At 41.7% G+C, this 13558-nt stretch carries 16 protein-coding genes; 15 read left to right on the top strand and 1 reads right to left on the bottom strand.

Going from position 1 to position 13558, the window contains the following annotated elements; all coding sequences use genetic code 11:
• Positions 1-85: 85 nt before the first annotated feature.
• Positions 86-1372: an IS1380-like element ISBf11 family transposase gene (locus CCC32_RS06065; RefSeq protein WP_234078895.1), complete on the bottom strand. Its 1287-nt coding sequence runs from the start codon at positions 1370-1372 to the stop codon at positions 86-88.
• A gap of 269 nt (positions 1373-1641) precedes the next feature.
• Here CCC32_RS06065 and CCC32_RS06060 point away from each other — a divergent pair, with 269 nt between their 5' ends.
• The 15 genes from CCC32_RS06060 (at position 1642) to CCC32_RS05990 (ending at position 13417) form a co-directional block, all read left to right on the top strand.
• A complete protein-coding gene (locus CCC32_RS06060; RefSeq protein ID WP_287073039.1) occupies positions 1642-2286 on the top strand; it encodes an acyltransferase in 645 nt (214 codons plus the stop codon).
• 1 nt (position 2287) lies between these two features.
• Positions 2288-3313, top strand: coding sequence for a glycosyltransferase family 2 protein (locus CCC32_RS06055; protein WP_287073036.1), 1026 nt, complete (start codon positions 2288-2290; stop codon positions 3311-3313).
• Positions 3310-4293 (top strand): glycosyltransferase, encoded by a 984-nt coding sequence (locus CCC32_RS06050; RefSeq protein WP_287073035.1) that lies wholly within the window; start codon positions 3310-3312, stop codon positions 4291-4293. Before CCC32_RS06055 ends, CCC32_RS06050 begins: the two co-directional genes overlap by 4 nt.
• Positions 4290-5108, top strand: coding sequence for a glycosyltransferase family 2 protein (locus CCC32_RS06045; RefSeq protein WP_287073033.1), 819 nt, complete (start codon positions 4290-4292; stop codon positions 5106-5108). Before CCC32_RS06050 ends, CCC32_RS06045 begins: the two co-directional genes overlap by 4 nt.
• A gap of 11 nt (positions 5109-5119) precedes the next feature.
• A complete protein-coding gene (locus CCC32_RS06040; RefSeq protein WP_287073031.1) occupies positions 5120-5752 on the top strand; it encodes a DapH/DapD/GlmU-related protein in 633 nt (210 codons plus the stop codon).
• On the top strand, positions 5746-7254 hold the full coding sequence (locus tag CCC32_RS06035) for an amino acid adenylation domain-containing protein (RefSeq protein ID WP_287073029.1): 1509 nt from the start codon (positions 5746-5748) through the stop codon (positions 7252-7254). Before CCC32_RS06040 ends, CCC32_RS06035 begins: the two co-directional genes overlap by 7 nt.
• A 22-nt stretch (positions 7255-7276) precedes the next feature.
• Positions 7277-7519, top strand: a complete 243-nt coding sequence (locus CCC32_RS06030) for an acyl carrier protein (protein WP_287073027.1) — start codon at positions 7277-7279, stop codon at positions 7517-7519.
• Positions 7520-7595: 76 nt separating this feature from the next.
• Positions 7596-7937 (top strand): hypothetical protein, encoded by a 342-nt coding sequence (locus CCC32_RS06025; protein ID WP_287073025.1) that lies wholly within the window; start codon positions 7596-7598, stop codon positions 7935-7937.
• Positions 7912-8334: a hypothetical protein gene (locus tag CCC32_RS06020; protein WP_287073024.1), complete on the top strand. Its 423-nt coding sequence runs from the start codon at positions 7912-7914 to the stop codon at positions 8332-8334. Before CCC32_RS06025 ends, CCC32_RS06020 begins: the two co-directional genes overlap by 26 nt.
• Positions 8335-8409: 75 nt before the next feature.
• Positions 8410-8970: a hypothetical protein gene (locus CCC32_RS06015; RefSeq protein WP_287073022.1), complete on the top strand. Its 561-nt coding sequence runs from the start codon at positions 8410-8412 to the stop codon at positions 8968-8970.
• 5 nt (positions 8971-8975) lie between these two features.
• Complete coding sequence (locus CCC32_RS06010) at positions 8976-9974, top strand: hypothetical protein (RefSeq protein WP_287073019.1); 999 nt, start codon at positions 8976-8978, stop codon at positions 9972-9974.
• Between the two features lie 18 nt (positions 9975-9992).
• Positions 9993-10766 carry a glycosyltransferase family 32 protein gene (locus tag CCC32_RS06005; RefSeq protein ID WP_287073016.1) on the top strand — a complete coding sequence of 258 codons (774 nt, stop codon included), beginning with the start codon at positions 9993-9995 and terminating at the stop codon, positions 10764-10766.
• A gap of 2 nt (positions 10767-10768) precedes the next feature.
• Entirely contained in the window at positions 10769-11752 is a 984-nt protein-coding gene (locus CCC32_RS06000; RefSeq protein ID WP_287073014.1) for a hypothetical protein, read from the top strand.
• Positions 11753-11783: 31 nt separating this feature from the next.
• Positions 11784-12989: a hypothetical protein gene (locus CCC32_RS05995; protein WP_287073011.1), complete on the top strand. Its 1206-nt coding sequence runs from the start codon at positions 11784-11786 to the stop codon at positions 12987-12989.
• Positions 12986-13417 carry a glycosyltransferase family protein gene (locus tag CCC32_RS05990; protein WP_287073009.1) on the top strand — a complete coding sequence of 144 codons (432 nt, stop codon included), beginning with the start codon at positions 12986-12988 and terminating at the stop codon, positions 13415-13417. Before CCC32_RS05995 ends, CCC32_RS05990 begins: the two co-directional genes overlap by 4 nt.
• The last annotated feature ends 141 nt before the right edge of the window (positions 13418-13558 follow it).

The following is a 13558-nucleotide window of genomic DNA, read 5'->3' as shown; positions in this document are numbered from 1 at the left end:
AATCGCCACAAAGACGCATTAAATCCCCTTACCCCACCATGCGACTTGAGGCAATACGCAAAATCACGACCATAAGTTGTCGGTGTCATCCAAAGTCATTCTGGAACACATCAGCATAAGCGTTGTTGCATGAATAGATATTCAGCACATACTGCCTTGATGTCCTGACCCATTTGGCTGGCACAGAGATGAACTTGAAGACAAACGCCTTGATGCGGCTTGTTGCTTTGAGTCCGAACCTCTTCACGTCAAGCCTCGCCATGATGAATTTATAGAAGTTGCGTATGAGTGCCGTAAGCAGAAGAAACACCGTGTTTTCTCCCATGAAGGATTTTGGAAGCCTGTTCCAGCCGAATCCGTTATTCATGTCATCGAAGATGCGTTCCTTCCCTCCACGGAGGTTATAGAATTCGACAATCTCTTTCTCGGAAGACTCGTAGTCATTTGTAAGGATGCAGCGGTAGGTGTATTCTCCTTCCCACAGGTCGAGTTCGCCGTCTATCCGCTTCTGCCTTTGGATTACAAGACGGTATGCCTTCCCTTTCCATTTCTCGATGAGAATGGAGGCCAGCTCAAACTCAATGCCGCCCAATTCCACTTTCTTCCAACCTCTGAGGGCAAAGATGTCATTGTAGAGCGAACTGCATCGGTTGGCACGGATATAGAAGGTCTTGCAGTGTTTAGCAATCTCTTCCACTATCTCTTCAGAACACGAGCCGCAATCAGCTCTGAAACGGTTGATAATAAGCTTGTTCTGTTCAAACCTTTCAAAGAACCTCTTCAGCGTGTCCTTCTGGTGGAAACGGACATTTGTGTTGCCGTCGCTGTTCTCAATGCCGACAATCAAGTCGCCAATAACCGCCACGCCAGGGCGATAACCAAGGAACTTCTTGTATGTAGGCTTCGCATCATACTTCTCAGCCTCTATGAACTGGTGGTCGAAGTCAACGTCATACCCCTCGCCCTCTTTCAGTTGCCCTGTGGACAATAGGCAATTGAGGAGCAGTGTATTCAGCTTGTCTGCCGTGTTGAAGTCGTAGGTCTTGCCAGTGTCGGATGTGTAGGAAATGTTATCCTGGGTCAGTTCCTTTATGGCTCTGAGAATCGTGTCGGCACTGCATGTGCGAAGTGTCGGATGAAGCGAGAGGTGGTACATCAGATGAGTGGTGACATCCTCTATGCATGAGCCGCCACAGAAATAAACGCTCATAAGCGAACGGATGATTTCGCTGTATTGATAACCATACAGCCTACATCTCATACCGAGGGTTGAGTCGATTACAGATGAGAGATTGGAGTCAAATTGCTCCATTATTGAAAAAATTCCTCCAAAAGGAGAGAGTTTCTCAGATTTTATTGCTACCTTTGCCATGTCTGTCGGGTTTGATACATATTTTGATTTGCAACACTAAGATAGGTGAAAAATCTGACATAGCAAAATCCTGAGCAACTTTTTGTTGCTCAGGTACTTATAAAATAAGTTAAACTAAAATGCTGCGGAATTTAGGCTCATTATATTTGCTTTGGGTACAATGCTAATTATGGCTAGTATAGATAAGGTTTTAAGTCCGTTGTGGAATAGACTTGTCGCCTTTGCTGCAAAATATGACGAAAAGTGGAACACTAAACAATTGTGGTAACATGCAAATACTTAATTTTATAAAGTCACTCTATTTCAACTTTCGCTATCTGCCATTCAGACAGGCTGTTTATATGCCGGTTTGGATTACAACGAATTTTCGTATTCATGGTCTGAAGCGAGGGCAACTTATTCTTCATCTGCCATATCGAAAAAGTGTGTTTCTCGGTGATTGCGGAAGTCCTGGCTTGCAGGAGATGAAAGGTTGTATATACATGTCAAAAGATTCTAAGCTAATCTTTCAAGGTTTTACAGTTATATCGCAAGGTTCTGTTTTACGTGTAGACAACAATTCAATGATAGTATTAGGCAACGATTTCTATTGTAACAAAAATTGTTTTTTGCGTTCCTCGTCATTAATTAAATTTGGCAAGAACTGTTCTTTAGGTTGGAATGTGCAAATTAATAATAATGATGGTCATGAGATAACACATGATGGTCATGTATCACCTCAAATTGGTGATGTTATAATAGGAGATAACGTTTGGTTGACATCTAATACAATAATTAATAAAAATATATCTATTGCAGATGGATGTATCATTGCACAAGGTGCAGTTGTTGTAAAGTCAATTGAACAGCCCAAAAGTTTAGCTGGGGGTATACCAGCTAAAATTATTCAAAGTAATATAAATTGGAAGAAATAATATGTTATTTTCAATAATTATTCCTGTATATAATCGTGCTAAAACACTTCCAAAGTGCTTGGATAGTGTTATTTCTCAAGATTTTGACGATTTTGAGTGTATTCTCGTTAATGATGGAAGTTCGGATAATTCACTATCTGTTTGTAAAGAATACTCCTTAAAAGATTACAGATTTAAAGTTTTCGATAAGCCTAATGGTGGTGTGGGAACTGCAAGAAATCTAGGTTTAGAAAAAGCAAAAGGTGATTGGATTGTATTTGTCGATAGTGATGACCGTATTTTGTCTAATCATTTGAGCCAATTTAAAGAGTCGTTTGAATCGGAACAAAGCGTAGATATTGTTTTTTGTGGACTTCAATATGAAGGCGGACCAGAGCATCCAAGTCATATTTATGAAGCAAAAGCATATATCGGTAAAAAACAAGTAAAACATCTTTTCTCTGAAACCGATGTTTTACAATACATGTGTGCTTGTGATAGGACTTATCGTAAGTCATTATTAGACAGACATTCGATTAGATTTGATACTTCATTGCCTATTTCTGAAGATCGTCTGTTTTGTTATGAAGTACTGAAATATGTTCAAGGTGTTGCGACAACCTCATACGCATCTTATGTAATTAATGAATCAGATCATAACAGTTTGAGCCGTCGCCCTTTGTCTTCTACAGTCTGTTTGAATCGTTATTGTAAGTTATTCATAGGAATGAAGGAACTTATAGAAGCATATAATATTTATGATGACAGAATACTTCCTTTCTGGATTTATAACTTTGGGCTTCTAAAAAATGCTTTGTTCTCTCTATATGATGTAAAAGGAAATATATTTAAAGCAGCATGGAATCAGAATGCATTTATGAAGGAACATTTCGATTATGGTTTCTATAATAGAATCTCTACAATTCCATCAGTACAGAAATTCATGTCAAATAAACAAGCTCAAAGGATAATAAAATCACAATTTTATAAATTGGATTTACAGACACTTTGCAGTTTTATCCTTTATAAACTACATATTAAAAGATGATGAAAACCCCGATAGTATACACACTAATTAGCTCCGAGAAAGATTACTTCTTGGAGGAGCTGTGGGTGTCGCTCTATTCTCTTCGCCAGTTCCATCCAGAGGTGACGGTCAACGTGCTGGTGGATGAACCGACGAAGAAGTACGTGGAAAGATTCCCAGAACTCTGTGGCATGATAACTAACATCGTCGTTGTGCCGGTACCGGCGAACTATAATGCCAAGCAGCGTTCACGAGTCATTAAGACCACGGTGCGCAACGAGATTGATGGCGCATACCTCTTCATTGATACGGATACGGTTATCTGCAAGCCGTTGGATGATATTGACAATCTGACTTGCGATATTGCAGCTGTGCCAGATGGTCATCTGCCTCTGTCTGAATGTATGTTCCCACCGACAAACTCAGTGAATAAGATTTTCAAAACAGATGTTTCCGACTCTAAATACTGGTTTAACTCTGGTGTTATGTTTGTTGCAGACAACGAACTGACACGCAAGTTCTACAAACGTTGGAATGAGAACTGGACTTATTCCTGTTTCGAAAAGGAACAAAGCCAAGACCAACCGGCTCTGCTTGCTACAGACAAGGAGTTTGGTTACATAATCTCTGAGCTTCCTGGCATTTATAACGCCCAGGTGGCGATGTCCTTGAAGTATTTTGCTGATGCTGCGATCGTTCACTGGTGGCACATGAGCTTCATTGAGAACCAGGATTATTCTCCGTTCTTCAGCTTGCAGATATATAAAGATGTGAAGACGGCGAAAGGTCTCACGGCAGACATCAAAGAACTCATTAAGCATTGCAAGCAGAGTTTCGTGTCGCCAACGATGCCCGTAGGAAAAGAGCATATCTATTTCCTTTTCTCTCCGGCAGGTAAAATCTTCAACAGAATCTACAAAGATGGTGGTGTAGCAAGTTATTTGATGAACAAGTGTGCCGTTGTCTTGGAAAAAATTCATAAATACACAAAGAAAAAATGATTTCAGTAGTAATACCTTTATATAACAAGGAGGCGTCTATTGCGCAGTCTCTGAAGAGCGTGCTCTCACAAGAGTACGACGACTTTGAGATTGTGATAGTGGACGATGGTTCCACGGACGGATCGGTTGGAGTTGTTGAGGCTATGAACGATCCGCGCATCCGACTGATTAAGCAGGAGAATGGCGGACCGAGCAAGGCTCGTAATACTGGCGTTAAGAATGCGAAAGGCGAGTGGATACTGTTTCTTGATGCAGATGACGAAATGTTGCCAGAGTCATTGAGAATGTTCCGCGATGCAATAAATTCCCATCCAGAGTTCAATTTCATTGATTTCTCGTGGTATGCAGACAATGGACAGCATAGAATAATAGCTGATAATGCAAAGGAAGGAAAGATAAAAAATCCATTTAAAAGTTATTATCAAGGTAAAATCAATCCTCGAACCGGTTCTTTTATTTTAACGAAACAATTGGCGTTGCAGTGCTTGTTCGATGAAAACTTGAGGCGTTTTGAAGATGACGAAATGCTTTTCAAGGTATATAACGTCGCTAATATATACTACAACCCAAAACCTATTATGGTATGTAATCAGGTTTTTGCTGCGGCAAGCAAGGGAAGAAAAGACATCAAAGAAGATTTCTTGGGACATTTGAATTTCTCTGGCAAATCGTTTTGGGAGCGCATGTGTCTGTATAAACTTTTTTTAGGAGAACGTCCTAACTATGATGTGCAATGCAGAAGTTTATATCCTGGTTTATATAAGAGATATGATTTGCTTATACTACATAAGTTGCTAAATAAGATAAAATTATAAACAACATCACTATGAACATATTTGAATTACGATTAAAGATCTTAGGTGCTATCGGTCGCTATAAAGCGAAACGCAGACTTAAGAAATTGGGTTATTGTGGCAAAGGAGCAAAGATTGGTGAGCCGAATCTTCTTTCTGACTATTCAAAAGTGCTGCTTTATGATGGAGCAGCAATTGATGATGGCTTTACGTTGATCTCGTATACTGGTCGTTTCATCATGAAGAAAAATTCATGTACCGCTGTTGGCCTGACTGTTGTTACCGGCAATCATGGTCGTGAGATTGGCAAATGGTTTAACATTAGTGCCTCACAGCATTCTGAGGATATAGAAAAGGATGTGGTAGTAGAAGAAGATGTGTGGCTTGGTACAAATGTAACCCTTCTCAGTGGTGTAAAGGTGGGTCGTGGCGCAACGGTTGGTGCAGGTGCAGTGGTTCGCAGCAACGTTCCTCCATACTCTATTGTCATGGGAAACCCTGCAAAGGTTATCGGTTTCAGTTTGCGTCCTGAAGAAATCATAGAGCATGAGCAGCTTCTCTATCCAGAGGAAGAACGTTTGCCTTTGGATAAGTTGGAGAAGAACTACAACAAGTATTTTATGAACAGACTGATGGAGATCAGAAAATTTACAAGTATATGTTAAATAATTTCGTTGAAGAAATAATAAAACCGGTGCTTTCTCAAAAAGATTCCACCGCAGTTGCTTTTTGCATAGGTGATAGAATGTACACCTACAAGCAGTTCTATGATATTATAGAACAGATTTACTCTGTCGTTGTTGATTTGCCTGAGGGTAATATTGCGTTGTATACCGTTGATGATATCAGAACTTATGCTTCCATTTATGCTTTATGGGCATGTGGTAAATCATATGTGCCACTAAATCCTAAGCAGCCAAGAGAGCGTCATATAGAAGTTGTAACAAGTATTGGGTCTCATTATATTTTATCTGCAGACAAGAAGTACGACATATCTCTTGATGGCGTAAACATGCTGTCTACTAAGGATGTAGTTGTTGATGGATACGTAAGAAAAGATACAATTAGTATCAAGGATGTTGACGACTCGGCACTTGCTTATATCATTTTTACCTCTGGTAGTACAGGCAAGCCTAAGGGCGTACAACTATCACGAGGTAATGTTGCAGCATTTATTGATTCAATGAATCATGTGGAGAATCTAACTATTACTGCAGAAGACAAGTGTTTACAACCATTTGATTTCACTTTTGACATGTCTGTATGCAGTTATGTGTTACCTTTGACAAAGGGCGCAAGCGTATATACAATACCTCACAAGGCTATAAAATTCAGCTATATAGCTGGACTTCTTGAGGACTATCATCTTACAGTTTTACAGATGGTACCTTCTATGATAAGAAACATGTTGCCCTATATGGCAGAATTGCACTTGGCGAGCGTACGATATAACATATTGGCAGGTGAAGCTTTGACTGGTAAAGTTCTTAAGGCTTGGCATGAAGGTAACCAGAATATGATTAGCTATAATATGTACGGACCAACAGAGGATACTGTATATTGTACATATTATAAGATAGATAAGAGCAACATAGCCAACCCATTGTCAAGCAATGACATCATTAATATCGGCAAGACTTTTGTTAATAGCGGTCTTTTGCTGCTTGATGATAACGACCAAATCATTAAGGATAAAGACATAGAAGGAGAACTATGCCTTTGTGGAAGCCAGCTCACACCAGGCTATTGGATGAATGAGAAAGAAAACAAGGCGAAGTTCTTGGATATAAACGGTGAGCGTTACTATCGCACTGGCGACCTTTGCTACTATGGAGATGACCAGAATCTGATGTATGTAGGCAGGAAGGACTTCCAAGTAAAAATCAACGGCTTCCGTGTGGAGTTGGGAGAGATAGAAAATAGATATTCGGAGATTTCGGGTGGCAGGTTCGCTGTTGTCATGCCTTTTGTAAATGAGCAGGATAACACAGAACTCGCAATCATTATAGAAGGCAAGGAGTACGACTTCAAAGACCATAAGGCACAGCTTGCCAACGAACTTCCTCCTTACGAACTTCCTGCAAAGTGGCTGTTCATCAAGTCTATTCCGCTTAATGCAAACGGCAAGGTGGATAGAAAGGCTATCAAGAAACATTTCGAATTATAAATATTTTAATGGAGATACAACAATGGAAAGAAAAGAAATTTTAGAAAAACTCACCCCAATTTTTAGAACAGCCTTCAACGACGAGACAATCGAATTGTCAGAGGATATGACTACCGACGATTTTGACAATTGGGATTCTGTAGCTCAGATGATGATTGTAGGCTTGATCGAAAAGGAGTTCGATATCGTGTTCAAGCTCCGCGAGGTTGGTATGCTCGACAGCGTAGAGGCTTTTGTCGACGGAATTGAAGGCAAGTTGGCCTAATCGGTTTCTGTAATAATATGAATTTTAGCTAATGACTCAAATTCTTTTTCTTACGGCATGTGTCAATTCTAAGGGAATGGCATATACCAAATTGAGCAACCCGGAAATTCGTCTTCAGCAGTATAAGGATACACTTAACTGGTATCTTGAGAATACAGATATGAAAATACTGCTTGTAGAGAATTCCGGGTATGACTTCTCTGACAGCCATCAGAAACAGATAGACGAAGGACGAATGGAAATGCTCTGCTATGATGGCAACGATTACGATCGTTCACGTGGTAAGGGGTATGGAGAGGCTGCGATAATGGAGTATGGAATAACTCATTCTCGCTTGCTCAGTACTACCCCCTCATTTGCAAATAGTAAAGATTACGGGGAGACTACTTTGTTTGAACATCAACGACTTGTGTCGTAGCTGTAAGGACGTAAATACGGTATACGCTAATATTAGCAAGGATGATTGGGATGGAAACATCGCCACCAGTCAGGTGGTGATGGCTCCCGTATCCTTCTTCAAGGAATTGTTCCTTCCACGGCGTGAGGAGATAAACGATAGCAAGTGTCGCCATTTCGAGCATGTGCTCTATGATAGTATTCAAGACTGGACGAAAAAAAACGGACACCATTGCATGTTTTGGACACCGCCAGCAATGGAAGGTGTTAGTGGCACGTCTGGAGCGAAGATTAGCTCCGCCATGTCTGCAACTCAGTTGCTGCGTTACCGCATAATGTTTTTGTTACGCCAATACTTTGGATATCGGGGATATGAAAATCCGTTCTATCATGGTCAACTTAAAAAGCCGATTGAATAATGACAGAACAAAGAATACATACACAGTCTCGTCTTGATTGGGTTGATGGTTTGAAGGGCATCAGTGCCATAATCGTTGTTTTGCAGCATACCTGTAGGGTATGTAAAACTACCTAAGCAGGAGTTCTTACCAAAGGGATATGGCAGCTATTCGCATGGCATTGCATGCAACTACCTTTTCAACAAATATATCAAGAATGGTGGAGCCAAATATTTCATGCTTCTGGATCACGACTTGTTCTTAATTGATGACTTTGACATATCAACACAATTTGATAAGCAATTCTTTTATGGAACAAAGCATAGGTGTTATGTATGGCCAGGTCTGTTTGGAATGCCTATGAGTTTATTAATAAAGAAAGGTGTAGATTTTCGTCCTTCTCTTCATCTCCATGGTGATACTGGTGCATGCAACTACTATAGATATTTTGAAGGAATAGATTGGAATAATTATCGTTTGGTGTCTGACAAGCATATTATGTTAGATAACAAGGACGATGACATTTTCAGAAATGGTTACTCTCTGATGGATGATTGCTGGCTTCATTGTTGGAACGCTTCTGATTACATGGGAAAGGGCGTTAACAATAAGATGAATCGCATATATACTATGTTAGAGGCAAAACTGAAAGATTAATATAGATGAATAAAACAATAAAGGCGGTGGCTCCTTTCGCTCACCCCGGCTTCTTGAACTTCAAGCAGGCGCCGTTTGCGGCTTGGGTAAGAAACGGGGGGCTGGTGGCGCAGGAGCACTATCCTCCTCGGTGGCTGCACGGAGCGGCGTACCGATGGGAGCTGCCTACGATATGGAAGAGTAGGAAGGAGGCGCGACTGAGGTTCGTTGAGCCGGTGTCGCTTTCGTTCGACTCGTTCCCCGACTATGCGAGGTTTGAGGTTGTGCCGATGTTCTGGGACTGCTGGCCTCGCTACTTCGAAAAGACTTGCCGATGGCTGAGAAAGCATGGGGTGAGGACGGCGATATTTTCTTCGCGTCAGACCGCTGAGAAGATGCAGGAGCGGTTCTCGGGCAAGCACGAAGGATGGCAGAATATAGATGTTATCTGGTGTGCTGAGGCTGTAGACGAGTCGGTTTATCAGAAGGGCAAACTTCTGAATGACAGAAAGATTGACTTGCTGGAGTTCGGACGGTCGAACGATAAGGTGGTCAGTTCGGCGAAACTGGCTGGTGTGAAGATCGATGGGGCGCCGCTGCAGCATGTCTGCACGAAGCAGAACGGCAAGTTCATCTTCACCAACGAACAGCTTTACGGGGCAATGGGTGATGCTAAAGTTACCATTACTCTGCCACGAAGTATGACGCAGCCCGAAGTGGCTGGTGATATAGAAACTCTTACGCAACGCTATTGGGAGTGTATGTTTTCACGGATGGTGATGGTGGGACATGCGCCACAGGAACTTGTTGATTTCATCGGATATAATCCTGTAATAGAACTTCGTGATGATATCTCAGCAGAAGAACTGATTGCAGATGTATTGGAAAACATAGAAATTTATCAGTCTCTTGTTGACAAAAACAGGGAAACAGCTGAAAAACTCGGAAGTTGGAATGTGAGAATGAAGTGGCTGATGAATGAGTTGGATGATTTATATACATTAAAGGACATTTCCTGTCGCTGATTTAATTTGATAAAATAAATGATACCAAAAATAATACATTACTGTTGGTTTGGCCGAAACCCATTGCCTGAACTGGCACAGAAGTGCATCGCTTCGTGGAAGAAGTATTTGCCTGATTATGAGATAAAAGAGTGGAATGAGGATAACTTCGATGTTAATATCATTCCGTATACGGCAGAGGCGTACGCTCAGAAGAAGTATGCTTTCGTGAGCGACTATGCCCGTTTCTGGATTCTGCATAAGTATGGCGGCATCTACTTCGATACGGACGTCGAGGTGATACGACCTATTGACGACATCATAGCTCGGGGCAACTTTATGGGTTTCGAGACCGATCCGAATTCAGAAAAGGGTGACGCGAGCAACGCGAGCGTCAACCCCGGCCTCGGCCTGGGGGTAGCCCCCGGCCTCGGCCTGGGGGTAGCCCCCGGCCTCGGTGTCATAAAGAAAATGCTCGACTACTATGAAAACAAGCATTTTATATGCGAAGCTAATATGAGAAACCAGATAACCGTGGTGCATATCTGTACGAAGGTCTTGATGGAGAACGGACTTCAGAATGTGGAGGGTATACAGAAAGTGGACGATGATATCTACATCTACCCGGCAGAATATTTCTGTCCTATTAATGTGACAACGGGGCGCATCCATGTTGAGAAGAACACTCGTACCATACATCATTTTGCAGGCACTTGGGTGGACAAGAAGTTCTCGCTGAAGGAATTAGTAAAGCGCATTCTGCCCGAGGCGTGGGTTCAATCGCTTATCAACTGGAAGAATAGAAACAAATAGATATGTTGAAGTTTATAAAAAAGATTGCAGGAAACATAGTAAGGAAATGTGGCTTTTTGTGGGTGAAGAATCTGCAGCGCAACTTTCCGTATATTTTGCGCTTGCGTCTTTGTTCGGCTTACAAGAAGAACACGTTTTGCTTCGTGATAGATCCCAACATTAAGCATCCAGGCTTGGCGGACAGAATGAAAGCAATGATTGACTGCTATAATATCGCCAAGCTTAACGGGTATGATTTCCGCATCGTGTTCAAGACGCCGTTTCGGTTGGAAGACTACCTGCAGCCGAATGCTGTAGATTGGGTGGCTGAGTATACAGACTTAAATTACTCTTTGATAGGTACAAGATTCTTTAACGAGTTGAATTTCTTGAAGGAAGATTCGTGGAAAGGACGTACAAAACTTAGCAAGAACAAGGAGTATCATTGCTACAGTTATGTAGGCAACCGTCAACCGAAGGTGTTCCCTGAGTCGGGATACGAATGGAGCAAGCTGTATGCCGAGCTGTTCCGTCCTTCAGATCGTTTGCAGGCTGCTATCGACCAATGCGGCTACGACGAGCGGAGTTATGTGGCTGTACACTTGCGGTTTGTCAATGCCTTGGAGAACTTTGAAAAAGTGACTTGCTGGGATAACGCTTTGCGTACCGAAGAGGAAAAGGTGGCACTTATAAACCACTGCAAGCAAGGGTTGCTAAAAATAAAAGAAGAAAACGCAGAATGTCGCATCCTGGTGTTTAGCGACAGCAAACGTTTCCTCGATTCGTTGGAAGATATACCGGTCGAAGTGCTCGACCATGATAATGTTGGGCATGTTAGTTATGACGGAAATGACGATGCTACATTGAAGACTTTTGTTGATTTGTACATGATAGCACGAGCTAAGAAGGTATATCGCATTGATGCTCCAGAGCTGTATGCATGGAGCGGTTTCGCCGTGACCGGAGCAATGATTGGCGGCATAGATTTTATAACGGAAAGAGTTTAATCGGTATTTAACAAAGAAAAAGTCAAATAAAATGAAAGGTATTGCTCGTTTTTTTACCCTTTATTGGATAATATATTTCCCTACATGTATAGCATACAATGATTTGCCAGGCTTCTCCAATATAGATGAGATGATGACAATCATCTTGTTCTTGTTTACATTGCTGATGTGTCGGAAACGCTACATCAACAGAAAACCAAGTAAAGAGTTTATAGTATGTTTGGGCATCATAGCTTTTTATTTCGTTTATTCATTGATTTGGGGCGTCAATGTCTTGGGAGGCATTCTGCTTGACTTGATGCAGGAGGTCCGTCCGTATACCATTATTTTCTGTACTTGGATTCTGAATCCTCAATTCTCGAGGAAACAGAAAAAATGGATGCTGGCGACGATGGTCTTGACATTGGTGTCATGGATAATCTATCATCCGGACTCTTTTGAAAATAGAAATGCAGAGTTCCCGGTTCTTGGCCAGTTGGCTATTTGTACGGGTATGTCATGGTATCTGTTGACAAAGCAGACAAAGCGCAACCGCAATATTGCGTTATTGCTGGTCTTGATGGGAATGATAGCTCCTAAGTACAAGTTTATGGGTGAGGTGGTCTGCTTTATCGCCTTTATCTACTTCTTGAAAAAGCGTCTTAATTTCAGGTCTCCCAAAACAATCCTTTATTGCACTGTAATAGCAACAATTGTCTTGACTGTGACATGGACACGTTTTGATGCTTATTATGTATCAGGATTGAACAATGAATATTTGGCACGTCCTATGACATACAAAACGTCGCTGAAGATTTTGTGTGATTATTTACCCTTCGGACCGGGATTTGGAACATTTGCATGTAATGGAGCATGGAAATTTTATTCGCCTTTATACTATAAATACAATTTGAATGACATTTGGGGACTTGACGAAGGGGGAGGCTTTATTTGTGATGCATATTATCCTACTTTGGCACAGTTTGGAATTGTCGGAGTTTTCTTTTTCTTGTGGTTCTGGAAACGAAGGTTCAAGGAGATAAATGTTATTCAGGATATGCGCTATTATCGAGTGGCGATGATCACTGTTTGTTGTCTCGCCATCGAGCAGATGGCTGACTCTTCATGGCTCTCTGGTAAGGGTATGGGATATTGCATGCTCCTTGCTCTCTGTCTGAATGCCAACAGGAATATGATGATTGAAAGGCAACGCCAGATGGCTGCAACAGTAAGTGAACAAGCGGAGAACACCAAATGACTAGAGTCTTGATGGTTGGCTCTGCGGAGCAGAGTGGGGGAGGCGTGGCGAGTGTCGTCAGACTGATGAAGGGGATGCCCTTTTGGCAGAAATACCATTGTGGATGGTTAGGCACTCAGATTCAGCGCAACTATGGCGTGAAGCTATGGTATGCACTGAAGGCATACGCCAAGGCACTCTTCACGATATGGGGATACGACATCGTACATTTCCATACGGTGCCTGACAGGATTTGTTTGATTATCCAGCTGCCTGTGCTCTTGCTGGCATTACTTGGCAGGAAGAAGATTATCATGCATGTTCACATGGGCAACCAACTGGAGGACCATACAAAGAACAAATTGTTTATATGGTGTCTGAATCGGGCTGACCGTGTGGTGCTCCTGGCGAAGAAGTGGCAGAAGTGTTTTGCAGAATGGTTACCTTAACTGAAAGAACTGCAAGTAAACGTTAAACCCAAAACGGTCATTAGGCCGTTTATTGTATTTTATATTTACTGCTTGCAGTCTTTTGTTTTTTATAAGGTGTCTTTTGCTTGTTTTTAATTCGCAATAGCTCGCTATTACTCA

The organism is Prevotella sp. LMAG:51 (assembly GCF_008680225.1).
In the GTDB taxonomy this organism is placed as follows: Bacteria; Bacteroidota; Bacteroidia; order Bacteroidales; family Bacteroidaceae; genus Prevotella; species Prevotella pectinovora.
The sequence above is the reverse complement of the archived record's forward strand: the minus strand, read 5'-3'. Positions and strand labels throughout refer to the sequence as shown.

Excerpts from the sequence above, each read along its gene's own strand:
- CCC32_RS06065 (WP_234078895.1), bottom strand. The coding sequence starts at position 1,372 with ATGGCAAAGGTAGCAATAAAATCTGAGAAACTCTCTCCTTTTGGAGGA.
- CCC32_RS06060 (WP_287073039.1), top strand. The coding sequence starts at position 1,642 with ATGCAAATACTTAATTTTATAAAGTCACTCTATTTCAACTTTCGCTAT.
- CCC32_RS06055 (WP_287073036.1), top strand. The coding sequence starts at position 2,288 with ATGTTATTTTCAATAATTATTCCTGTATATAATCGTGCTAAAACACTT.
- CCC32_RS06050 (WP_287073035.1), top strand. The coding sequence starts at position 3,310 with ATGATGAAAACCCCGATAGTATACACACTAATTAGCTCCGAGAAAGAT.
- CCC32_RS06045 (WP_287073033.1), top strand. The coding sequence starts at position 4,290 with ATGATTTCAGTAGTAATACCTTTATATAACAAGGAGGCGTCTATTGCG.
- CCC32_RS06040 (WP_287073031.1), top strand. The coding sequence starts at position 5,120 with ATGAACATATTTGAATTACGATTAAAGATCTTAGGTGCTATCGGTCGC.
- CCC32_RS06035 (WP_287073029.1), top strand. The coding sequence starts at position 5,746 with ATGTTAAATAATTTCGTTGAAGAAATAATAAAACCGGTGCTTTCTCAA.
- CCC32_RS06030 (WP_287073027.1), top strand. The coding sequence starts at position 7,277 with ATGGAAAGAAAAGAAATTTTAGAAAAACTCACCCCAATTTTTAGAACA.
- CCC32_RS06025 (WP_287073025.1), top strand. The coding sequence starts at position 7,596 with ATGGCATATACCAAATTGAGCAACCCGGAAATTCGTCTTCAGCAGTAT.
- CCC32_RS06010 (WP_287073019.1), top strand. The coding sequence starts at position 8,976 with ATGAATAAAACAATAAAGGCGGTGGCTCCTTTCGCTCACCCCGGCTTC.
- CCC32_RS06005 (WP_287073016.1), top strand. The coding sequence starts at position 9,993 with ATGATACCAAAAATAATACATTACTGTTGGTTTGGCCGAAACCCATTG.
- CCC32_RS06000 (WP_287073014.1), top strand. The coding sequence starts at position 10,769 with ATGTTGAAGTTTATAAAAAAGATTGCAGGAAACATAGTAAGGAAATGT.
- CCC32_RS05995 (WP_287073011.1), top strand. The coding sequence starts at position 11,784 with ATGAAAGGTATTGCTCGTTTTTTTACCCTTTATTGGATAATATATTTC.
- CCC32_RS05990 (WP_287073009.1), top strand. The coding sequence starts at position 12,986 with ATGACTAGAGTCTTGATGGTTGGCTCTGCGGAGCAGAGTGGGGGAGGC.